Annotated in this window: 18 protein-coding genes; 12 read left to right on the forward strand and 6 right to left on the reverse strand. The window is 35.9% G+C overall.

The features are described 5' to 3' along the window. Nucleotides 1-75: 75 nt before the first annotated feature. The 3 genes from VB264_RS00050 to VB264_RS00060 all read left to right on the forward strand — a co-directional run bounded on the left by VB264_RS00050 (nucleotide 76) and on the right by VB264_RS00060 (nucleotide 1,970). The gene (locus VB264_RS00050; RefSeq protein ID WP_323245982.1) at nucleotides 76-552 is read left to right on the forward strand and encodes a hypothetical protein; all 477 of its coding nucleotides are present in this window, start codon (nucleotides 76-78) and stop codon (nucleotides 550-552) included. Nucleotides 553-800: 248 nt separating this feature from the next. Then, nucleotides 801-1,376, forward strand: coding sequence for a hypothetical protein (locus VB264_RS00055; protein WP_323245983.1), 576 nt, complete (start codon nucleotides 801-803; stop codon nucleotides 1,374-1,376). 69 nt (nucleotides 1,377-1,445) lie between these two features. Beyond that, the gene (locus tag VB264_RS00060) at nucleotides 1,446-1,970 is read left to right on the forward strand and encodes a hypothetical protein (protein WP_323245984.1); all 525 of its coding nucleotides are present in this window, start codon (nucleotides 1,446-1,448) and stop codon (nucleotides 1,968-1,970) included. A gap of 49 nt (nucleotides 1,971-2,019) precedes the next feature. Here the strand turns inward: VB264_RS00060 and VB264_RS00065 are convergent, their stop codons facing one another. Together VB264_RS00065 and VB264_RS00070 are read right to left on the reverse strand one after the other, a co-directional pair. Beyond that, on the reverse strand, nucleotides 2,020-2,505 hold the full coding sequence (locus VB264_RS00065) for a PH domain-containing protein (protein ID WP_323245985.1): 486 nt from the start codon (nucleotides 2,503-2,505) through the stop codon (nucleotides 2,020-2,022). A gap of 9 nt (nucleotides 2,506-2,514) precedes the next feature. Beyond that, the gene (locus VB264_RS00070) at nucleotides 2,515-4,482 is read right to left on the reverse strand and encodes a tetratricopeptide repeat-containing sensor histidine kinase (protein WP_323245986.1); all 1,968 of its coding nucleotides are present in this window, start codon (nucleotides 4,480-4,482) and stop codon (nucleotides 2,515-2,517) included. 106 nt (nucleotides 4,483-4,588) lie between these two features. On the opposite strand from VB264_RS00070, the gene VB264_RS00075 reads away from it, so the two are divergent. Continuing rightward, nucleotides 4,589-4,960 (forward strand): VOC family protein, encoded by a 372-nt coding sequence (locus VB264_RS00075; protein ID WP_323245987.1) that lies wholly within the window; start codon nucleotides 4,589-4,591, stop codon nucleotides 4,958-4,960. Nucleotides 4,961-5,235: 275 nt separating this feature from the next. Here VB264_RS00075 and VB264_RS00080 read toward each other — a convergent pair whose 3' ends face one another. The 3 genes from VB264_RS00080 to VB264_RS00090 form a co-directional block, all read right to left on the reverse strand. Then, the gene (locus VB264_RS00080) at nucleotides 5,236-5,829 is read right to left on the reverse strand and encodes a YceI family protein (RefSeq protein ID WP_323245988.1); all 594 of its coding nucleotides are present in this window, start codon (nucleotides 5,827-5,829) and stop codon (nucleotides 5,236-5,238) included. Nucleotides 5,830-5,871: 42 nt separating this feature from the next. Next, complete coding sequence (locus VB264_RS00085) at nucleotides 5,872-6,270, reverse strand: hypothetical protein (RefSeq protein ID WP_323245989.1); 399 nt, start codon at nucleotides 6,268-6,270, stop codon at nucleotides 5,872-5,874. Nucleotides 6,271-6,394: 124 nt separating this feature from the next. Next, on the reverse strand, nucleotides 6,395-6,799 hold the full coding sequence (locus VB264_RS00090; RefSeq protein WP_323245990.1) for a hypothetical protein: 405 nt from the start codon (nucleotides 6,797-6,799) through the stop codon (nucleotides 6,395-6,397). 142 nt (nucleotides 6,800-6,941) lie between these two features. On the opposite strand from VB264_RS00090, the gene VB264_RS00095 reads away from it, so the two are divergent. Next, nucleotides 6,942-7,808, forward strand: coding sequence for a helix-turn-helix domain-containing protein (locus VB264_RS00095; protein ID WP_323245991.1), 867 nt, complete (start codon nucleotides 6,942-6,944; stop codon nucleotides 7,806-7,808). Nucleotides 7,809-7,920: 112 nt separating this feature from the next. On the opposite strand, the gene VB264_RS00100 is transcribed toward VB264_RS00095, so the two are convergent. Then, on the reverse strand, nucleotides 7,921-10,809 hold the full coding sequence (locus VB264_RS00100; RefSeq protein ID WP_323245992.1) for an exo-beta-1,4-galactosidase: 2,889 nt from the start codon (nucleotides 10,807-10,809) through the stop codon (nucleotides 7,921-7,923). Nucleotides 10,810-11,840: 1,031 nt separating this feature from the next. On the opposite strand from VB264_RS00100, the gene VB264_RS00105 reads away from it, so the two are divergent. The 7 genes from VB264_RS00105 to VB264_RS00135 all read left to right on the forward strand — a co-directional run bounded on the left by VB264_RS00105 (nucleotide 11,841) and on the right by VB264_RS00135 (nucleotide 22,187). After that, nucleotides 11,841-14,681 (forward strand): glycosyl hydrolase, encoded by a 2,841-nt coding sequence (locus VB264_RS00105; protein ID WP_323245993.1) that lies wholly within the window; start codon nucleotides 11,841-11,843, stop codon nucleotides 14,679-14,681. 67 nt (nucleotides 14,682-14,748) lie between these two features. Next, nucleotides 14,749-15,525, forward strand: a complete 777-nt coding sequence (locus VB264_RS00110; protein ID WP_309914333.1) for an NIPSNAP family protein — start codon at nucleotides 14,749-14,751, stop codon at nucleotides 15,523-15,525. A 112-nt stretch (nucleotides 15,526-15,637) separates the two neighbouring features. Continuing rightward, the gene (gene rhaM / locus VB264_RS00115) at nucleotides 15,638-15,949 is read left to right on the forward strand and encodes an L-rhamnose mutarotase (protein ID WP_323245994.1); all 312 of its coding nucleotides are present in this window, start codon (nucleotides 15,638-15,640) and stop codon (nucleotides 15,947-15,949) included. A 706-nt stretch (nucleotides 15,950-16,655) separates the two neighbouring features. Further along, nucleotides 16,656-18,794, forward strand: coding sequence for a hypothetical protein (locus VB264_RS00120; RefSeq protein WP_323245995.1), 2,139 nt, complete (start codon nucleotides 16,656-16,658; stop codon nucleotides 18,792-18,794). A 145-nt stretch (nucleotides 18,795-18,939) separates the two neighbouring features. Next, entirely contained in the window at nucleotides 18,940-21,390 is a 2,451-nt protein-coding gene (locus tag VB264_RS00125) for a glycoside hydrolase family 95 protein (RefSeq protein WP_323245996.1), read from the forward strand. 150 nt (nucleotides 21,391-21,540) lie between these two features. After that, on the forward strand, nucleotides 21,541-21,768 hold the full coding sequence (locus VB264_RS00130; RefSeq protein WP_323245997.1) for a hypothetical protein: 228 nt from the start codon (nucleotides 21,541-21,543) through the stop codon (nucleotides 21,766-21,768). Continuing rightward, nucleotides 21,765-22,187, forward strand: coding sequence for a PIN domain-containing protein (locus VB264_RS00135; protein WP_323245998.1), 423 nt, complete (start codon nucleotides 21,765-21,767; stop codon nucleotides 22,185-22,187). The genes VB264_RS00130 and VB264_RS00135 overlap by 4 nt, the downstream gene beginning before the upstream one ends. The last annotated feature ends 48 nt before the right edge of the window (nucleotides 22,188-22,235 follow it).

The following is a 22,235-nucleotide window of genomic DNA, read 5'->3' on the forward strand; positions in this document are numbered from 1 at the left end:
TTGCTTAGAAAAAAGAAGCATTACATTTATTAACTCTCAACTGTTGAATAAAAACTAAATCAAAAAAACTAAACAATGGAAATTCCATACAAAGAAATATTACTTTTAATATTGACAACCCTGACTACTTACCTTATATGGCGTGTTCAGTATCAAAAAGAAAAATTGAAAATTATTGAAAATCAACTATCTGATAAGAAATATAAAATGTATTCAGAGCTCATCTATATATTTTTCGATATTGTTTTAGGAGCAAAACTTGGACAAGAATTAACTAATGAGGAAATTCTAAAAAGAATTATTGCTATAAAAAAAGATATGTATTTATATGCTCCTGATATTGTATTTAGACAATTTACAGAATGGTTATTAAATTTAAATAACCATGAAAATATGACTCATCACTTTAATGATTATTATAAACTAATAACATTGGTACGTAAAGATATGGGTAATACAAAAACAACAATCTCAAGAGATGATTTCATGCTTTTCTATATGCAAAATAGAGAAGAATATAAAAAGTTTAAGATTGAAAATAATTGGAATTAAAAATAATCTTTATCCTCACTAATCCAAGTGTTAATTAAGCAAAGCGTTACTTGATATCAGGCTTTAATCAGCAAGCTTAACAACTTTTTTTTATTCTACATACTGTAGCGGCACTGTTTTTCCGTGTTCTGTGCTTTCTCCATAGTTTGTGGCACACAGAACACTTACTCCACTGCGTTCTGTGTGCCACAGACCACGCAACAACAAAGAAAACAAATAATAACGACAATATTTTTACAGCAACTATAATGACAGATATAGACCAAAAACTTGAAACACTCTACGATTTGTTAATTGATAATTCTGAGCTACTTGAAGCTGATTTAAAAAACTTAATTACTAATCCAGACAAAATTAAAGATACTAACAAATTTGCATCATTATTAAGTGAGCTACACAATTCAGCTTTTATTAATCCTCTCCTTTCAACTATTAGTATATCTAGCAAAGATGATGTTTGGTTGCCTGATTTTTTATATGCTGTAATAAATTTATTGGAAGAGAGTTCAGAAAATGAAGCATTTGATGTACCAGAAAACCTTATTGAGAATTTACAAGTTTGGATTCTTGAAAACAAGGGTGAACTATCTTGGAAAGCAGTCATCTTATTAAAACTCTGCCAGTCATATCCAACAGAGGAGATATTTTTGAAAAAATTAGAAGAACGGGATGATTTCTTTTTAACTTATGTAGAATGTGTTTCAGGTCTTTTGAAGTATGATAAAGACAAATATTTTCCATTATTGGTACAAATTGCAAATGATGAAACAAGAAATGGACATCTAAGAGAGTTTTGTACTGAAAATATACTAAAATACAGTTAATCTGTTTCTGTGTACTAGAGAACATGGAAGATACTACTTAACACAAACACCCATATAATATTAAACACCTTGGAAAACACAGAAGAAGTACTAGCAAAAAATGATAATGTAGAAATCCAATATATTATCAGCACCAAAAAGTTTATTATACTGTCAATTTTCACATTTGGGTTTTATATAACATGGTGGCACTATAAAGCATGGAGGTTTTTTAACCAGAAAGACCAATTAGACATTATGCCTGCCATCAGAGCAACAAATGGTGTTTTCTTTATTTATTCTATATTAAGGATGATATTGAAATTTGCACAAGAAAAAGGTTATTCTAAAAAGTATCCTAGTGCATTGTATTCGTTAGTTTTTATCATCTTAGTTTTACCATCTTTACCCCCTTTATATTTCTCCTTGCCTGAAATCCTATCATTAATATTATTGATTCAACCATTTCAAGCCCTCAACTTTGCAAAACGCCAGTCTAATGATTTGAGAGTAATTGAACAGACTAATTTTAATAGAAGGCAAAAAGCACTTTTATTTATTGGTGGTTGGTGTTGGATAAGTATTATTGCAGAAACTTTTTTGAATATAAATTGAGGGTTTGGCTGAACATTTCCATGTTCTGTGGCACACTAAAAGGAACTCATCATCCATAATAATCAGCCACAAAAGCCTGCGGGTCATCAGGCGTTAGGATAATTTTTTTGCCTTCGGTTGTTCTTACCAATACGGTATTGTCTTTTCTGGTGGCATACCAAGTCATGCTCCCCATTTTGGTATTGGCAAATTTCCCGAAATATCCATAGTATCCTCCTACGCCAAAAGTTTTGAGTGAATAGGCTATTTTTTCAGGATTTAATACCTCTACACTTACGATTTTATATCGCTCTATCGATAAATCTTTGATGGGTCTGTGGATAATTAGGCTACTATCGTTGATGGTATAACTCATAGGTCGATAAGCATAAGCCAGTCCGAAGACCAACAACAAAAATATTCCTGATATCAATGTAAACGCTAAACCAAGCTCTTTCATTACTGTAAAGAAACAGATGATTGTAACGGCGAATAAGATATTAATCGCAACGGTCGTTACTTTTACGAATTTATCTAAGGAGGCTTTGTGTGTCATATTGTATGGTTATTTAAATGTAATAATAAATTCTGTACCTTCATTTTCTTTACTAAATACCGATATCGTAGCATTGTTGAGTTCCACAAATTTTTTAACAAGCATCAATCCAATGCCTATCCCTTTTTCTTTTTTAGTACCGTAGGTAGATATACTTTTGCCTGATTCCTGAAAAATCTTCTTTAATTTTGTCTCCGACATCCCAACACCATTGTCTTTTACAGAAACCCTAACGGCATCATCGGTAAGCAAATAGCTAATCAAAATTTCACCTTTGGGCTTAGTAAATTTAATAGCATTGGCTATCAGGTTCTGAAAGATAATGCGAACTTGGTCTTGGTCGGCTTTTATTGATACGGATACTTCGTTATGGTGGATAATTTTAATTTTCTTTTCGTTGGCTACAGCTATAAAAACCCCAAGTACTTCATCTATTACCCTAGTCAAAGACAAGTCTATTATTGCTGTTTTCAGTCCTTCTCGCTGGCTATTTGCCCATGTTAGCAGGTGTTCAATCATTGCCGAAGTAAGTGTCATTTGTTCTAATACTTTATCGAGCATTAGTTCTTTTTCTTCCTCCGCTAACTCATCTGTTTTAAATAACCTTAAAGCCCCTAGCATAGCTGCAAAGGGACTCCTTAGGTCATGCCCAATAATAGAAAACAGCCTGTCTTTGGTTTCGTTAGAATTATTAAGGTCTTCATTTTTCTGCTCAATCAATTGTTTCTGAGCAATGATATAATCCGACTTCTTCTGAAGGTCCTGATATAGCTTCTCGGTTTTTTTGGCACTCCTATAAATCATTATCACTATAACCATCAGGAAGATAGCAATTAGTATGATGATAAGAATAATCAGCCTATTGGCAGCCTCCTGCTCTTGGGCAATCTGGTTCTTTTTAATCAGCACTTCATTTTCTGCCTGTTTTTGTTTCAGATAAAGGGCATTAATCTCCTTTTCCTTCGATTCATTAAATAGGCTGTCGCTATATTGTTTATCCATTAAAAGATATTGATACGCCTTGCCCGAATCTCCGACGGCACTATAAGACTGATGTAACATTTGTAAAGCTTGCTCTATATCCCACTTAGTGTTTGTCTTTTGGGCTAACAATAGTCCTTTCTGGCTACACAATACTGCAGCTTTATATTTACCTAATTTGTAATAACATTTCGCCAGACCTGTATAAGCAAAACTATTTTCCCAATCGTTCTGATAACTGGTATTTTTAATGACAGAGGAATAGTAAAAAATGGCTTTATTTAATTGTTCTTTTTGCAGATAATAATCTCCAATCCTGTTGTCGGCCATAGCCAGTAAGTGTTCATCATTAATTTGTTTACTGACTGATTTGGACAACAAGAGGTAGTAAATAGTGCTATCAGATTTATTTTCTAAGTAACACAAGCCTATATTGAAGTAGTTTGACGAAAGTCTGTTTAATTTATTGAGGCTTTTGTTAACGGCTGCAGCTTTTAAAAATTCTTTTAACGCTAAATTAATTTTGTTCTGAGCAAGGTAAATAAGTCCGACGATATTTGAAGCATTAGCAACGCCCAATTTGTCATCATTTTGGGTGCTAATCGTTAAAGCTATCAGGCTATTGTTCAACGAAATATCATAGTTTCCTTTCATATAATGCATCTTGCCAAGCATGGCATAAGCCCTTGCACGACCTTGATTATAATTTATTTGCTCTGATAATGCTAATGCCTTGTTAGAGTAAATAAAGGCACTATCTGATACCGTTTCCATATACTCTGAAGCAATCGCACTCAATAAATTAATCGTTGCAGTATCAGGTTTTGTCTGATTTACAACAGTAAGTTTATTCCATTTAGAGAGCAATTGCTCAAGTTTTTTTTGTTGAGAAAAAACGATGAAAGGACATAAAAGAAGAAGGACTATTAACCTAAAAACTTTAAAAAGCATAATCTTAAAAGGATAATATGGTAAAGGTACTGTTTGGGCATTCATTCAGTAAATTGTACTATAGCGAACTCAGTATATAAATATAACATAAAGATATTTGATTCTGGAAAACATATCTAATAAATTTAAATTGAAATAATCACACATAATCATGAAATATAGCGGACTGAGACCCATACTATGGACGAATCAATTAATTGAAACAATTGATTTTTATACTAAAATATTAGGCTTTGCCATAGCTGAACAAAATGAAACGTGGGGATGGGCTTCTTTGTATAAAGATGAGGTGGAAATTATGTTGGCTAAACCCAATGAGCATATTCCTTTTGACAAACCCATTTTTACAGGTAGTTTTTACATCAATACCGATAAGGTGGATGAGCTTTGGGGGGAATTAAAAGACAAGGTGGAGGCGTGTTATGAAATTGAAGAATTTGAGTGGCAAATGCGGGAGTTTGCTATTTATGATAATAATGGGTATTTAATTCAGTTTGGGCAAGATATAAGTGAGAAGATGTAGATTGATTATTAAAAGATTGATATTATTACATTTAGCTGGCGACTTAAGTCCTACTGATTACCCACATCTTTTAAAAAGTTGAAATGGAAATGTTATTATTGATTAAATTAGCTTAAATGTACATAAATAGTCTTTAAAACCAAGCGTTGAAGCCCTCATCTCTAGCGAGGGACTTAAGTCCCTCGCTAGAGATAATATATTGATTATTAGTTATTTATATACTTTTAGGTAATCAGCAGGACTTAAGGCACCGACTAAATGTAATAATAGCAATCTTAGATTTTTTTAAACACCAAATCTAACTTAATAGGTATCTCATCAGCGATTAAATCGTCTTTAATTGTTGAGATGAAATTGGGTGTTTTATAAGTGATTCCCCACCTGGAACGATAGATACTTAAATCACCTTTGGCAACAACATTATCTTTATTGATATTAATAAAGGCTGTAAAGACAATTTGGTTGGAGATGCCTTTCATAATAAAATTCCCTGTTATCGAATATTTATTAGGTTGTGCCGTTGGCTGGACTTTAGCGATGATAAAATTAGCCTGTGGGTACTTGCCGACTGCAAAGAAATCATCCGCTTTTAAATGCTCTTCTAAATTTCGTTGCCCTTTTAAATCTTTTTGGTCGGTATTTTTGATACTGTTCATATCAATCACAAAAGTGCCTCCTTGTATTTTTCCATCGTTTGAAACAATCATATTTCCAGACGAAAACTTTAACGTACCTTCATGTCCGCCATAGCCAAATGCGGGCGTACCTTTCCAAAAAATCTGACTTTCGGTAACTGACAAATTGAATTTTTGCTGAGCATAACCTGATAAATAACCAAACAGCAAGAATAAGGTAATGAGCTTTTTCATAGTAAACAGGATTTAGATAAGGATTAGCTATCAGTCAATTGCTTATTCAACCGTGATTTCATTATGGGGTAAGGCATACTGATCAGAACTAGTTAATAAAACTATCGTATCGCCTTTTTTGCATTTTGTCAACACGTTTTGAATATCAATATTGGGAAACACTTCTTTAAAAGAAAGCTTTATCGTTCCTGTTTTTTGGTCTTTGATAGCAATGCTAAAAGGTATATTATTAATAGCTTTGGCTTTATCCTCAGATAGTTCAACAGTACTGACTGCCAAAGAACCTTTGGCAGTTAATGAAACCTTGCATTTTGACAAATTATCATATTTCTCAACAATCATTTTGCTATTTAAGAATGCCGCAGTGCAATCAGTAAATGTACTTTGTGCTAGCAAAGAATGAGAAAAAATAAGTAACGAAAAGATGAGTAATTTTTTCATGATGATTACAAAAGTTTTAGGATATATTTATAGAACACGCACAACACACAATTTGCATCTTTACTATTATGGTGCGACTTAAGTCGCACCATAATAGTAAGTCGTTTTTACATCTAAAAACTTCTTATTCACTTACTTTATTAGCATTGTCAGCCACAACTTGTTTATCTGAACTCGCTAATAAAACTGATGCGTCCTTCTTTTTACAGGTAACAGGCACATTGTTAATATTAATTTTCGGGAAGATTTCATTAAAAGAAAGCATCTTTTGTACTAAATTTTGGTCTTTGATAGCAACACGGTAAGGGAAAGCGGAAGTAATTGCTTTCGTTTCTTTTTTTGATGATTCAATAATTACCGTTTTTACAACTGCTTTGGCTTTTGATGATGGCTTACAACATTTCTTTTTATTAAATTTTTCAACCATTGTTTTACTATTAAACAATACGTCCGAATATTTTTCAGCCGGTGTTTCTGCTACTAAAGCATAAGAAAAGAGCATAAGCGAAAGGGTGAGCATTTTTTTCATGTCGATATTTGTTTATGTTTGAATTAACTGACACAAACCTATCTAATGGAAGGTGGTAGGTAGTAAATCAAATGTAAAAAAGTGTAAAAGCCATGTAAATACAATTGAAACAAGCTATTTATCCTTTAAATTGCCCCTGATTATGAAAACAAAATTTTATATACTATTTGCTGTGCTGGTGATTGGTTCGTTATTTTTTATGGCTACTACTACCAATAAAAATGATGACTATGCAGAAAAACACCTGATAGTGGTGCTACGGGACATCGGGCATCAGTTATTGCTCCATGCTAAAGACTCAACGTCTCGGGTGTTGCCCATCAAGAAAATCAAAGACAATACCTTCCAGATTACTTTTCAGAGCAATTTCACCTTTGTGTCTGATACGCTTGTAAGCTTGGTAGATAAGAAACTAAAATCGACTAATTTACCCACCGAATACATCGTAAATGTGATAGATTGCGGCAATAAGGAATTGATTTTTGCCTACGAAGTAAGTTTTAAAACGGATAATATTTTGCCTTGCTTGGGCAGGAAACAACCCGTAGGATGCTATATGATTCAAATTGAGTTTTTGAAAGCAAAATCTTTCAGTCTTTACAATTATCTATTGTTGTTAATTCCTTTGGGGATAGTCGGGTATTTTATGCGGGGGAACTATTTTAACCGTAAAAAAAGCACTACCCCTACTCCACCGCCTGTTTTAGATTATACTAGTATCGGTAAATATGCTTTTTATCCTAATAAAAGCATCCTGAAGTTGGATGATGAAACGATAGAACTGTCTGAAAGAGAGGCAAAACTATTAGCAATATTTGCCATGAATCAGAATCAATTGATTGAAAGAGAACGGCTTTTGAAGGAGGTTTGGGAAAATGAGGGTGTATTTGTGATAAGTAGAAATTTAGATGTGTTGGTATCGAAACTTCGTAAAAAATTGCAGAAGGATGACCTTGTGAAAATTACAAATCAACATGGGAAAGGGTATAAATTGGAGGTGGGAGTGTAAAGCTTTCAATCCTTATCACTAGCGAGGGACTTAAGTCCCTCGCTAGTGATAAGGATTGAAAAAATACTCATGGCATGACTTCAAGTCATGCCATGAGTGACAGCATTTCTGTTTAATTAGCCGTAGGCTTCTTAACCTTCAACTCATCGGGTGCATCCTTTGTATAAGTTTTGAAGGTTGATTTATAATTTTTATCAAACAATGCCTTTATCTCATTGATATCCACCGAAGAAGATGGATTGAACTGCTCGGAATTCATATAAGTTTTCAAGCTGTATAATAATTGACTAGCGACAAAACGTTTGTCAGGGTCAGAACTTAAGTCGGCACTTGAGATTATCAGTTTACCTTTTCCTACTTTAGCTTCTAAGATTAAACCCAATTTACGGTTCAAAAACCAAGTATCTATTGGCTGAACAATAGGGCGAAAGCCTGCTGGAAAACTATCCAATAACATCACCTGTGAACGATTGACAATTTCCCACCATTGCAAATTACTATGAAACTCGGTAGGGAAATTTTGGAACGCAGGATGGGCGGGGTCAACCAAAAACCCTAAAGTATGTGGCGGGCGCATCTTGAACCAAGAGGTATTCCAGAATACAGGCTGAAAATAGTTGACTACTTCTTTGCCTTTTTCTACTTTCCCTGCGGCTTCTAAAAATACTTTTCCGCCGTTTTGTAAAACCTCCTCAGCCTTGGCATCCAACTCTTTACAGAAGTAAATTTGGTCGGTATTGACGGTAGGTAGCTTTTCTGGATATACCCAAAACTCCCAATTATTTTTAAAGTTGGTATCATCAATTCGTACTTCAAATACTAATTTCTGAGCCTTCTGAATATTACTCAATGGGAAAGTTACATTACCGATAGTGAAATTGTTTCCAATTGGAATATTCGTTTTATCAAATTTCCCTTTAGCGATTACTTGCTTATTTCCATCCAGAATTTGCCACGAAATTGTTGCATTTGTTAAAGCTTCTTTCCCAAAATGATACATTTCTATGTTGGCTTCAAAGTTTTCTGAGTTCTTATATACAAACTTTGGAATACGTGCCAAAGGAACGGTGGTATTACAAAACTGTGCAAATTCTGGTTGTGTGATGTAGCCTTTCTCTTCCCAGAATGAATCTAAGATACCTACTAATGCTGTTCCCTGACCAGAGTAATCGTTTAGTCCCAACATTTGAATCCCTGCTGAAATAGGCGTTCTTAAAGCCATTTCTATTTCAGTTTTATAACTCAATGCTTGTAGTTTTCCCGAAGCCAAAAAGAATTTCTCGCCAAGGTCTCCCATGTCTTTATCTTTCAGGTCTTCTTCAAAAAGTTCGTAGTTTTTGGCTTTATAAACCCCTGTATATTTTTTAATTTCCTTAAAATTCGGGAATACACACCACTGCCCTAATTCATGAGTCAGATAAGGTACTTTAAAATCTTTTACTTTATCCGCAAAGTCTTCATTACTACTCGGTAGCTTGTTCCAAGGCAAGCCTCTTGGTCCCGATTTAATCATGTATTCATTGGAAGGGACTAAAGGCCAGCTCATGGCTACTGATGCTCCAGTGTACTTACGACGAGGGTCTTTAGTCTTCCAATAGTTTATGAATTTGGTTAGGTAATCTACTTGTTTACCTCCTCTTGGCTCATTTCCATAAGCCAACATACAAAAGGAAGCATAATTTCCGTAGGCTTTTGCCATACGGTTGGTTTCGTCCATGATAAATTGGTCGATAGGATGCCCATCGCCCAAAGACGAACCATGATTGGCCCAACTGGGGCCTTCGGGTTGTAAATAAATCCCCACTATGTCGGCAGCGATAAAAGCCGCTTCTGGTGGGCAGAATGAATGAAAACGAAAATGGTTTAATCCATAAGCCTTGGCCGTTCTGAAAACTTTCTCCCAAGATTTTACATCCATTGGTGCATAGCCCGTCAAGGGAAACTGACAGTTTTCTACGGTTCCCCTTAAAAATATAGGGCGACCGTTAATTTCAAAACGAGTGCCTTTTATGGCAAAATCACGCATCCCAAACTGTACTTTTCGGGCAGACTGTACCTGTTTTTGTACAATGATTTCAGCAGATAGATGATACAAGGCTGGGGTGAATTCATCCCAAGTTTGAAAATCATCACCCATCGGATAGTCGATAGTAATGCTTTTCTCTTGGTCATCTATCTGGAAATCAGTTACAAGTAAATTGGGTGTGTGTGATTTAATGCTGTTGAAACTTTGGGCTTTTATTTTTATTTGCCCGTTAATAGGCTTTTTGTATCCATTTTTCAAAACGATTTTTACTTGAGCTATGTGCTTTTTCAAGTCAGGGTAAATCTGAATATCGTCAAACCAAATTTTACCTTCGGCTTCTAATTCTATTTTGCCTACTATGCCATTCCAGTTTCCTTGGGTATGGTCGGTTAAACTGTGTGAATCTTTTCCTACATTAATAGCTTTGATACGGTTATCCACTCTGATAGAGATAGAATGCTTTCCAGTAGAAAGCTTATCGGTCAAATCAAAGGTTTGTGCCACGCACATCGAGTTTTCTAAGCCTATTTCTTCATTATCAACCCAAACACGGGTTTCAGTATGAGGTCTCTCTAAGGTCAACACAATGCGTTTGTTCGACCAATTTTTAGGCACATTTACTTCTTTTTGATACCATGCTGCCCCAACATAATATTTAGCAGGTGTCAGCCAAAAAGGAAACTTTAGGTTATCGGGTGTACGGTATTTAGCTAAATGTGGATTAAAATACCATGAGCTATCGTATATACTACCCGTCCACTGTGTATTAATCGTTACACGGTTGCCCTTTCCATTTTCAAGCATCGAGCCTGGCAATTTGATGGTTTCGGGAAGTTTAGTATTAAACCATTTATCTTTTACGCCAATATCTGTTGAATCAGTTTTAAAACGCCAATCACCAGCCAATGAGATTTTCTGGGCAGAGACCATATTGCTCACTAGCAAGCATACAATAAAGCAATAATGTTTAAACATAAGTTTGAAAGATAATTTTAATGATTTGTCGATTTAGGTTCTCTTTATTAGACAATACAACGCCTCAGTATGCTTGTATAATAACTCCTTTTAAGTATAAGAAACCCTGCCGAACATACTCTCAGCAGGGCTTAGTCTTTACACCAAAAAATCTATTTTATAATGCTTTTGTTATTTTCAATCAAAAACTAGTGAGCGAACTATCAAGTATATTGCTACATGTTTCCGTCATGTTGAAAACACATACTGAAGCTGTTTAAACTTTCCCTTTCGGGTTAAACTAAGTCTTTTAGAATAGCTTGTTCCAAAATTTACTCAACGTAGCGATGCTATGCTTCGCAAATGTTGAAAAAATCAATCCAAAAATACAATACTTTCACCTCAGAAACGGAAAGTTTAAACAGCTTCACTGTCAATTTTGTAAATATTCTTATAAAGAAAAAATATTTAATAAAGAATCTCGTTGCTGAAATACAAATTTAAAATGTATAAATTTGATAACAAATATTGATTATCAAAGAAAAAACACTATCCTGTGCCTTCCTGCTATAGCTTACTCACTGAAAAGAATCAAACAAAGCAAGAAAGTTAAAGGCAATTACAATTTGTACTTTTACAATATTTATCACTAAAATTGACATCATAGAGGTTATTTAATAATATCTCATTTTTATAAGAAAAATACAACGATTTTAGCATGTCATCGTTATCGGGAACGTTGCCATAAAATCATCAATGGTGTATTTCCATGAAATTAAAAGGCTAAAAAAACTATATCCATCCGAAGCTAATTTTGGCATTTATGTATTTTACCATTATTCAAACTGGAGGGCAGATGAGAAAGGCTTAAAAAATATTTTTCATTTATTTTTTAATGATGCCACAGCACTCGAAAATCATGCTTGAGTTTTACAAAAATGTATCTTCTAAAAAATTATATATTTTCAGAAAATATTACTAAACGCATGACATCACAGGATGCTTCAGGTAAGTCGTTGATTTTTCTTTGCAAGAAATAAAAACCATATTTGATGAAACAGCATAGATCAACAAAAGCTTTTCAAACTTTTTTTCTCTTATCAATTACTTGCTCTTTAAGTTTCGGACAAGCAAAGTGGAAACCTATCACACAACAAACCAAACCTTGGTCACGCTGGTGGTGGGAAGGTAACGCAGTTAATCCCAAAGATTTAACATATAATATGGAAACCTACCAGAAAGCAGGTCTGGGCGGTTTAGAGATTACACCGATATATGGTGTAAAAGGTGAAGAATCGAAATTTATTGATTTTCTTTCCCCAAAGTGGGTAGAGATGTTCAAGCATACCTTGAATGAAGGTACTCGCTTGGGTTTAGGTATAGACCTTGCCAATGCTTCGGGCTGGCCTTTTGGAGGCAGATGGGTAACACCAGAAGATGCTTGTAAGAATGTCAATTTCAAAACATATCAATTAAAAGAAGGTGAAAAACTTTCAGAAGTGATTACCTTTCAACAAGCACCATTGTTACGATATGTGTTGCCTAAAAAAACAACTGTTTCAGAATTAAAATACCCTGTTTCAAAGAATGAGAATCTTCAAGAATTAGCGATAGACCAAGTAAGGTATGAAAGACCATTGCCATTACAAACCCTGATGGCCTATTCGGATAAAGGCGAGGTGCTAAATTTGACGGCTGAGGTTAGTGCTATGGGACAATTAAACTGGCAAGCTCCTAAAGGTAACTGGAAGCTGTATGCTGTCTTCCAAGGTTGGCATGGCAAAATGGTAGAACGTGCTGGTCCAGGTGGTGAAGGGGATGTAATCGACCATTTTTCAGAAAAAGCCATTCAGCATTATTTAAAGGAATTTGACAAGGCTTTTGCTAACACGGATGTTTCGAGCATGCGTGCTTTTTTCAATGATTCTTACGAAGTAGATGATGCGCGTGGACAGTCAGACTGGACAGAAAATTTATTCCAAGAATTTCAGCAAAGAAGAGGCTACGATTTAAGAAACTATTTACCGAACCTTTTCAGTAAAGAAAATACAGATTTAAACCATAGGGTATTGTTTGATTATAGAACGACAATCGGGGATTTAATTCTGGAAAAATACACTGGCGAATGGGCTAAATGGGCACATGCCCGTGGCAAGATTGTCAGAAATCAGGCACATGGTTCACCTGCTAATACCCTTGATTTATATGGCTTAGTCGATATTCCAGAGATTGAAGGAACAGATTTATTAAGAATCAAATTTGCCTCATCAGCTTCCAACGTATTAGGCAAGAAACTAACGTCATCAGAATCTGCCACTTGGGAAAACGAGCATTTCCTATCGTCATTAAGTGATGTAAAAAAAGCATTAGACTTATTCTTGGTGGGTGGTGTAAACCATATCTTCTATCATGGCACTAACTATTCACCAAAAGACGAAGCTTTTCCGGGTTGGTTATTTTATGCAGCCGTACACTTTACGCCACATAACCCTTTCTGGAAGAATTTCTCGACTTTGAATAGTTACATTGCTCGTACACAGGCATTTTTGCAAGATAGCAAACCTAATAACGACGTATTATTGTATTTCCCTATTACAGACCGTCTTACTGAGCCTTCTCCAAAAGGTTTATTAGAACACTTTGATGGCGTAACACCTGAATTTAACGGAACCGACTTCAAAGAGGTAGCTCAAAAGATGATTGACCGTGGTTATGGCTTCGATTTTATCTCGGATAAACAAATTGCTAATCTACAATCTCAAAATCAGCAAATTATTACTGGTGGCGTTGCCTACAAAACAGTACTACTGGCAGAGAGCGAGCAAGTACCTTTGGAAACGTTGGAGAAATTGGTGCAGTTAGCAAAACAAGGAGCTACGATTGTTGTTCATCATAAATTGCCTGCTGATGTACCGGGCTTAGGCAACTTAAACGAACGCAGAGCGAAATTTAAGGCATTGTTAGCAGTATTGAATTTTGCCAAAGTAAACGACAAAGTAAGCCAAGCTAAGATTGGCGAAGGGTCATTTTTATTGAGCGACGATTTAGAAGCCATGATGACTTATGCGAAAGTGTATCGTGAAACGATGACCGACAGTGGCTTGCAGTTTGTTAGAAAAACCAGTGCGAAAGGCAATTATTACTTTATCAATAACAAGTCTGGAAAACCTTTTGAAGGTTGGGTAAAATTGGAAGTTGAAGCAAAATCTGCGGCTTTGTACAATCCTATGACCGCAGCATTGGGCATGGCAAAGTTCAGAAATGCTAATGAAGTGTATTTGCAATTAGCAATAGGAGAATCGTGCATTCTTGAAACATTAAAAGCAGTAGAAAAAGGTGCTGAATATCCTTATTGGAAAGCAAGCGCCGAGGCTGTAGAGTTGATAGGTACATGGAAAATATCATTCTTGGATGGTGGACCAACTTTACCAAAAACACTTGAAACGAATAAGTTAGGCTCGTGGACAAAGGCAGGGAAGGAATATCAAGACTTTTCAGGAACAGCTTCATACCAATTAAATTTTGCGAAGCCTAAAACTGTTGCCAAAGGTTATTTGTTAGACTTAGGTAAAGTAGCAGAAAGTGCTTCGGTAACTTTAAATGGGAAATCATTAGGTACTTTATTAGGGCCTACTTACAAAGTTTTTGTGCCAACTACTTTATTAAAAGCACAAAATGTGTTAGAAGTAAAAGTATCGAATTCAATGGCCAACAGGGTAACGGCTTTGGAAGCAGAGGGCATAGTTTGGCAGAAGTTTTATAACATCAACGTATCAGCAAGACTAAAACAAAATCTAGGAGACAAAGGCTATTTTACTACTAAAAACTGGGAACCAAAGGAATCTGGATTATTAGAAAAAGTAACTTTAACGCCTGTGGAATCATTGAAATAAAGGCTTGAGACTGAGATACGTTGAATACAGATTTGTATTTTCAACCATTTTAAACAATATATCAATCATGTTAAAACGTATCTCGATTTTCACTATTTACCTGTTTATCGCCACTTTTACTAGCTTAACTTTTGCCAAGCCTCAATCGGAGTATTACGAAACCAGGGTTTATAGTTTCAAAAGCGTAGAGCAGAAAAAGGTAGTAGAAGATTATTTCAAAGATGCCGCTATTCCTGCGTTCAATCGTTTAGGAATTAGTCCCGTAGGTGTTTTTAATGAAGCTGACCAGAAAGATGGCATTAAGCTGTATGTATTGATTCCTTATAAATCGTTAGACCAGTTTAGTAAAATAGCGAGCAAATTAGCTACTGATGCAGTATATCAACAAGCGGCAAAAGCGTATTTAGATGCCAATTTTGCCACGCCTGCTTACGAACGTTATGAAAGTTCGCTATCGGTAGCCTTTAAAGACTGGTCGAAATTGAAAGCTCCGACTACTACTGCACCAAAGGCTGAAAGGGTATATGAATATCGTTTGTACGAAAGCCACAGCGAGGTAAAAGGATTAAGTAAAATCCACATGTTCAACGAAGGTGGGGAAATCAATATTTTTGTAAGACTAGGATTTAATCCTGTGTTTTATGCACAGACTATCATTGGTGGCAAACAGCCAAATTTGGTGTATATGACCACTTTTGATAACAAGGCATCTAGAGATGAACACTGGAAGGCTTTTGGGGCAGACTCTGAGTGGAATCGTATCAAAGGACTTCCTGAATACGACCACGCGATGACCAAAGCCGAAATTCATTTCTTAACACCAACAGATTTTTCACAAATCTAAATAGAGTTGATGAGTTTAGGGTTTAAAGTTTATGAGTGAAAAGCTTTAAGCCCATACATTTTAGGCTGATAGACCTTAAACTCATAAACTTTAAACTCATAAACTCAAAAAAATGCAGGAAATTGCTTTTACGATGAAGCTCAAAAAAGGATTTGAGCAAGAATACAAAAAACGTCACGATGAAATTTGGCCAGAATTATCTGAGTTATTAGTAAAGTCTGGTATTACAGAATATGCCATTTATTTGGATGAAGCGTCTGGAGTTTTGTTTGCTGTTCAGAAAAGAGTAGATAATCATACGCTTGACGAATTACCACAAACTGAAATCATGAAAAAATGGTGGGCATTTATGGGTGACATTATGGATACGAATCCAGATAATTCTCCTGTAGTTACCAATTTATCTTGTGTATATAGAATGTAATTGAGTGCAGAGTTTCGAGTGCAGTCGTATCATAAAGAAGCACAGTTTTAATGTTTATCAATGTGAAGATTGATGACTTAATCTGTGCTTTTTTAATGCTGCGGGTTTATTTTTTTCCCGCTGATTTACAGAGATTTTTAACGCTGATTTACGCAGATAAATAAAAATCTCCAAAATCTGCGGTTGTTTATCTCCGTGAATCTGCGGGTTTATTTTTCCCGCTGATATACGCTGATTGTTATTGCTGATTTACGCAGATAAATAAAAATCTCCAAAATCTGCGGGTTGTTATCTCCGTGAATCTGCGGGTTTATTTTTCCCGCTGATATACGCTGATTGTTATCGCTGATTTACGCAGATAAATAAAAATCTCCAAAATCTGCGGGTTGTTATCTCCGTGAATCTGCGGGTTTATTTTTCCCGCTGATATACGCTGATTGTTATCGCTGATTTACGCAGATAAATAAAACTCTCCAAAATCTGCGGGTTGTTATCTCCGGGAATCTGCGGGTTTATTTTTCCCGCTGATATACGCTGATTGTTATTGCTGATTTACGCAGATAAATAAAAATCTCCAAAATCTGCGGGTTGTTATCTCCGGGAATCTGCGGGTTTATTTTTCCCGCTGATATACGCTGATTGTTATCGCTGATTTACGCAGAAGATAAAATTATTTAAAATTCACTAATTCTCAACTATCTAGTCTATGAAAAACCTAAAACTATTTTTCATTTGCATTTACGCTTTACTTGTCCAACATACTTTTGCACAAGGTAAAATCGACAGAAAGGCTTTGGTTCAACGCCACACGGTTGTATTATCCAAAATTGATACGCTGGCCTCATTGTCTGTGGGCAATGGAGATTTTGCTTTCACTACCGACATCACTGGATTACAGACTTTTCCTGACTTTTATGCCAAAGGGATTTCGTTGGGTACTCAATCTGTTTGGGGCTGGCATCGCTACCCCAATACAGAAAACTATCAGATAGAAGAGACCTTTAAAGAAATCAATTCTCACGGCAGAAAAATACCGTATGCCGTACAGGCCTCAAATAGTGAGCGTGCAAAGGCTGCCAATAATTTCCTACGCCAAAACCCTCATCGTTTACAATTGGGCAACCTAGGCTTTGAACTCTTCAAAAAAGACGGTTCTAGCGTAAAACCAAAAGATTTAACCAATATTCATCAAACACTCAATGTCTATACAGGCGAAATCACCAGTCAATTTGCGGTAGAAGGAATTCCTGTTAAAGTAATTACGGTTGCTCACCAACAAAAAGATTTGATTTCAGTAAAAGTGCAGTCTGAATTATTAAAAACTGGTCAGCTAAAATACCGTTTACGCCTACCCTACCCAACCAACCAATTTACAGATGAAGGAAATAACTGGAAGAATGCCGACAAACACCAGTCTTCGTTGATATTATCAACTGACAAATCATTCGTTTTCAACCATCAATTAGATGATACTGAATACTTTATCAAGGTAGAAAGTAGCCAAGCGTCGAATGTACTACAAAGCGAAGCCCATTATTTTGTGGTGAGTCCAGATACGAAAGAAAATACGCTTGAATTTAGTGTATTGTTCTCTGAAAAGCTTCCGAAAGAAACTATTCCAAATTTTACTACCACTTTATTGAGTACAAAAACAGCTTGGAGAACTTTTTGGAGTACTGGGGGAGTCGTGGACTTTGCAGGAAGTACCGACCCAAGAGCAAAAGAGTTGGAGCGAAGAATCATTCTTTCGCAATATCTTACCAAAATTCAGTGTGCAAACAACGAGCCTCCACAAGAGACAGGCTTGACTTATAATTCTTGGTTTGGCAAACCGCATTTAGAAATGCACTGGTGGCATGGTGTTCATTTTGCTTTATGGAACAGAACCGATTTGCTTGAAAAAAGCATGGCTTGGTACAAAAAAGTAGAACCAGAAGCTAGAATTATTGCAGAAAGACAAGGTTTTGAAGGTGTTCGTTGGCAAAAAATGACTGACCCAGATGGGAAAGAAGCACCATCGTCAGTAGGAGCTTATTTGCTTTGGCAACAGCCTCATTTTATTACGTTTGCAGAATTGGCTTATCGTAAACACTTAGATAAAGCCACTTTAGAAAAGTATAAAGACTTAGTGTTTAAAACAGCTGACTTTATGGCGTCGTATGCTTATTTCGATGCTGAAAAAGGTCGGTATATTTTGGGCAAAGGAGTAATTCCTGCTCAAGAGCGATTTAAACCAGAAGAGACTTTTAATCCGACATACGAGTTGGCTTATTGGCAATGGGCCTTGACGACAGCCCAAACTTGGCGCGAACGTTTAGGATTGAAAAGAAATGCTAAATATGATGATGTGCTGAAAAAACTATCTCCCCTACCCGTACAAGATGGAGTGTATTTAGCTACAGAAAGCGCTAAGGATTCTTATACTAATCCAGTGTTTTTAACCGACCACCCGAGTGTGCTTTGTACCTTAGGAATGTTGCCTGCCAGTACGATGTTAAACATGACTACTATGCAAAGCACTTTCGATAAAGTATGGAAAATATGGCATTGGGATGATACTTGGGGTTGGGATTTCCCGATGGTAGCCATGACTGCTACTAGATTAGGACAGCCTGAAAAAGCGGTGGATGCCCTCATGATGGACATCAGAACGAATACCTATTTACCCAACGGACATAATTATCAAGATGCTCGCTTGCGTTTGTATTTACCAGGGAATGGTGGCTTACTATCAGCAGTAGCCATGATGTGTGCAGGGTATGATGGTTGTAAAACAGTTAATCCTGGAATACCTAAAAATGGCAAATGGAAAGTACGTTGGGAAGGGCTGAAGAAAATGTATTAAGCAATTGTTATTGAGTGAGTTAGTGATTGAGTGAATTAGTGAATTTTTACAATAAGTTGTAATTATCTTTCACAATGTGAAATCACTAAATCACCATTCACTAAATCACTCAATTACAAACAAATATCTCTCAAAGTAATCAATTATGAAAAAAACGTATTTTGTTTTTGCGCTTTTGTTATCGTCGGTGAGCTCTTTTGCCCAAAAGAATCTTACGCTTTGGTACAAACAACCTGCTCGGAATTGGAATGAAGCCTTGCCTATAGGTAATGGGCGTATTGGAGCAATGATTTTCGGCAGACCTTCCAACGAATTGATTCAGCTCAACGAACAAACACTTTGGTCAGGGAAGCCTATTAACCCTAATCCCAATCCAGAAGCACCAAAGTATCTTCAACAGGTAAGAGAAGCGCTTTTTAATGAAGACTATAAAAAAGGAGAACAACTTACGCATAAATTACAAGGACTTTATTCAGAGGCTTATCAACCATTGGGTGATTTGCTTTTGAAACAAGATTTAAAAGGAGAAGTAAGCAATTATTACAGAGATTTAAACATTGCTGAAGCTACTGCCAGTACACGTTTTAAAGTAGGTGATACAGAATTTACACGTGAGTTTTTTGTCTCAGCACCTGCCCAAGTGATGGTTATTCGCTTGAAAGCTAGTACAAAAGGAGCATTAAATTTTACCGCTTCTACTACTTCGCCACACCCCGTTCAAAATTCTGTTTTGGGGGTAAATGAATTAGTTGTTAGAGGTAAAACTCCTGCGCATGCCGACCCTAATTATGTAGGTTACAATGCTGTACCTGTTATTTATAAAGACTCTACAGGTTGCGGAGGTGTTCGTTTTGACTGGAGAATTAAAGTTAAATCGACAGATGGCAAAGCAACCACTACTGCTGAAGGCATCACTATTTCAGACGCTAGCGAAGCCGTATTGATTATTTCTGTAGGCAGTAGTTTTAATGGTTTTGATAAATGTCCTGATTCGGATGGAAAAGATGAAAAAGCCATTGCAGATAAATACCTCAAGGCAGCATTGCCACTCAGCGTGGATGCCATCAAAAAAGCACACATTGCAGATTATCAAAAGTATTTCAAGCGTGTGAGCTTCTCTTTGAATGGAAACCCTGCTGTAGATTTACCAACCGACGAACGATTGATACAGTATGCTAATGGAGCCAAGGATTCTGCTTTAGAAAGCCTTTATTTCCAATTTGGTCGTTATCTATTGATTTCCTGTTCTCGTCCTGATGGCATACCTGCCAACCTACAAGGTATTTGGAATAACTCGGTTCGTCCACCTTGGAGTAGCAATTTCACTACCAATATCAACACACAGATGAATTATTGGATGGTTGAGATGTGTAATTTATCTGAATTGCATACACCATTATTAAAATGGATTGGCTACATGGCTAAAACAGGAAAAGAAACAACCAAGAATTTTTATAATGCCCGTGGTTGGACGGTTCACCATAATTCAGACATTTGGGCTTTATCTAATCCTGTGGGTGATAAAGGCAAAGGGTCACCTTCGTGGGCCAATTGGGCTATGGGTGGTGCATGGCTAAGTCAACACCTTTGGGAACATTATGCTTTTACTGGTGATAAAAACTACTTGCAAAATACAGCTTATCCCTTAATGAAAGGAGCGGCGATTTTCTGTGAGGATTGGCTCGTTGAAGACAAAAACGGATATTTAGTGACGGCACCCTCTACGTCACCAGAAAACGTTTTTATTACTGAAAAAGGAGAAAAAGGCTCAGTTTCTATCGCTTCTACCATGGATATGGGTATTATCTGGGATTTGTTTACCAATACTATCGAAGCATCAGAGAAATTAGGCATTGATGCTGATTTCAGAAAAGAATTGATTGCTAAGAAAGCAAAACTATTCCCTTTACACATTGGCAAAAAAGGCAACTTGCAAGAATGGTATAAAGATTGGGAAGATGTAGAACCACAACATCGTCATGTTTCACATTTGTTTGCCTTGCACCCTAGTCGCCAAATTTCTCCACTTCGTACGCCAGAGTTTGCCAATGCAGCTAAAAAGACCTTGGAAATTAGAGGTGATGACGGCACAGGTTGGAGTAAATCGTGGAAGATAAACTTTTGGGCTAGGCTACATGACGGTAACCATGCCTATAAACTAGTGCGTGAACTATTGAAACTAACGGGTATGGAAGGTACTAATTACAACAAAGGTGGTGGTACTTATCCAAATTTATTCTGTGCGCACCCTCCATTCCAAATTGATGGTAACTTTGGGGGTACTTCTGGTATTTCAGAAATGATTATCCAAAGTCAAGATGGTTTAATTAACATTTTACCTGCTATTCCAGACGATTGGCAAGATGGTGAAATCAAAGGGATGAAAGCTCGTGGTGGTTTTGAAGTAGATATTACTTGGAAAAATAAACAGGTGACACAATTAGTAATTCGTTCGTCAATAGGTGGAATTTGTAGTATTAAAACGCCAAATCAATTGAAATTAGCAGGAAAATCGACCTTGAAAAAAGCCAAAGCATTTGATGCTTATGATTTTCAAACGACTAAAGGAGGCGTTTATGTGTTAAATAGTTTGTAAGGTATGTAACTTATTAACATTTACCGATGGCATGACTTGAAGTCATGCCATCGGTGTTTTATAATTAAACTAGTTCTGTAAATCAATTCATTACTTTCTCAGAAACAACAAAATAATCAGTAAATTTGTTGGTACTTAAATACTTACACAATGGTAGAGTTCAAAATACAATTAGAAGATACTTTTGTTCAAACGTTTGGTTACAAAGAAATTGACAAACGTTTGCAGGAATTTGTGCAAAAATATGTCATTAAACTTGCTGCACAAGACATTTTAAACGACTTAGAGTCTATCGACCTTGAAAATGACCAAGAGTGGCAAGTATCAAGAAATTTAGCTTGGCAACAGGAGGAACATAAATATCTTGCACAAAAATGAATGAGTTTGTAATTGATGCAAATATTCTGATGAGTATACTAATAAGTGGAAAGGCAAGTTACCGACCTCTTTTAAGTTATTATAATTTTATACTTCCTGATTTTGTTTTAATAGAAATTGAAAAGTATAAAAATACTTTGAAGAATAGAACTAAAATGCAAGAAGAGGAATTCATGCAATGGAGTTACTTTGTATTTTCTAAAATCACAATTTTACCTCAATATGTTCTAAAGCAAGAAAGCCTAGGCAAATCTATGCACCTTCTTCAAAAAATTGATTTGAAAGATACAACTTATGTAGCTTTATCAATGCAATTAGATTTACCTCTTTTGACAAGAGATAAACCTTTGTACGAAGGTTTACGAAAACAAGGTTTCAGAAAAGTCATATTATTTGAAGATTTCCTACGCACGCTTTGACTTTAATATTCTTCTTCTAAATTTGAGGGAATGTCAATCAAACACAAT

Source organism: Arcicella aquatica (genome assembly GCF_034928825.1).
GTDB lineage: Bacteria > Bacteroidota > Bacteroidia > Cytophagales > Spirosomataceae > Arcicella > Arcicella aquatica.

What these genes read in the sequence shown, in the direction of transcription:
- VB264_RS00125 (WP_323245996.1), top strand. Translation starts at nt 18,940, where the DNA reads ATGAAAAAAACGTATTTTGTTTTTGCGCTTTTGTTATCGTCGGTGAGC.
- VB264_RS00070 (WP_323245986.1), bottom strand. Translation starts at nt 4,482, where the DNA reads ATGAATGCCCAAACAGTACCTTTACCATATTATCCTTTTAAGATTATG.
- VB264_RS00055 (WP_323245983.1), top strand. Translation starts at nt 801, where the DNA reads ATGACAGATATAGACCAAAAACTTGAAACACTCTACGATTTGTTAATT.
- VB264_RS00105 (WP_323245993.1), top strand. Translation starts at nt 11,841, where the DNA reads ATGAAACAGCATAGATCAACAAAAGCTTTTCAAACTTTTTTTCTCTTA.
- VB264_RS00110 (WP_309914333.1), top strand. Translation starts at nt 14,749, where the DNA reads ATGTTAAAACGTATCTCGATTTTCACTATTTACCTGTTTATCGCCACT.
- VB264_RS00080 (WP_323245988.1), bottom strand. Translation starts at nt 5,829, where the DNA reads ATGAAAAAGCTCATTACCTTATTCTTGCTGTTTGGTTATTTATCAGGT.
- VB264_RS00075 (WP_323245987.1), top strand. Translation starts at nt 4,589, where the DNA reads ATGAAATATAGCGGACTGAGACCCATACTATGGACGAATCAATTAATT.
- rhaM (WP_323245994.1), top strand. Translation starts at nt 15,638, where the DNA reads ATGCAGGAAATTGCTTTTACGATGAAGCTCAAAAAAGGATTTGAGCAA.
- VB264_RS00130 (WP_323245997.1), top strand. Translation starts at nt 21,541, where the DNA reads ATGGTAGAGTTCAAAATACAATTAGAAGATACTTTTGTTCAAACGTTT.
- VB264_RS00085 (WP_323245989.1), bottom strand. Translation starts at nt 6,270, where the DNA reads ATGAAAAAATTACTCATCTTTTCGTTACTTATTTTTTCTCATTCTTTG.
- VB264_RS00120 (WP_323245995.1), top strand. Translation starts at nt 16,656, where the DNA reads ATGAAAAACCTAAAACTATTTTTCATTTGCATTTACGCTTTACTTGTC.
- VB264_RS00065 (WP_323245985.1), bottom strand. Translation starts at nt 2,505, where the DNA reads ATGACACACAAAGCCTCCTTAGATAAATTCGTAAAAGTAACGACCGTT.
- VB264_RS00090 (WP_323245990.1), bottom strand. Translation starts at nt 6,799, where the DNA reads ATGAAAAAAATGCTCACCCTTTCGCTTATGCTCTTTTCTTATGCTTTA.
- VB264_RS00050 (WP_323245982.1), top strand. Translation starts at nt 76, where the DNA reads ATGGAAATTCCATACAAAGAAATATTACTTTTAATATTGACAACCCTG.
- VB264_RS00135 (WP_323245998.1), top strand. Translation starts at nt 21,765, where the DNA reads ATGAATGAGTTTGTAATTGATGCAAATATTCTGATGAGTATACTAATA.
- VB264_RS00095 (WP_323245991.1), top strand. Translation starts at nt 6,942, where the DNA reads ATGAAAACAAAATTTTATATACTATTTGCTGTGCTGGTGATTGGTTCG.
- VB264_RS00100 (WP_323245992.1), bottom strand. Translation starts at nt 10,809, where the DNA reads ATGTTTAAACATTATTGCTTTATTGTATGCTTGCTAGTGAGCAATATG.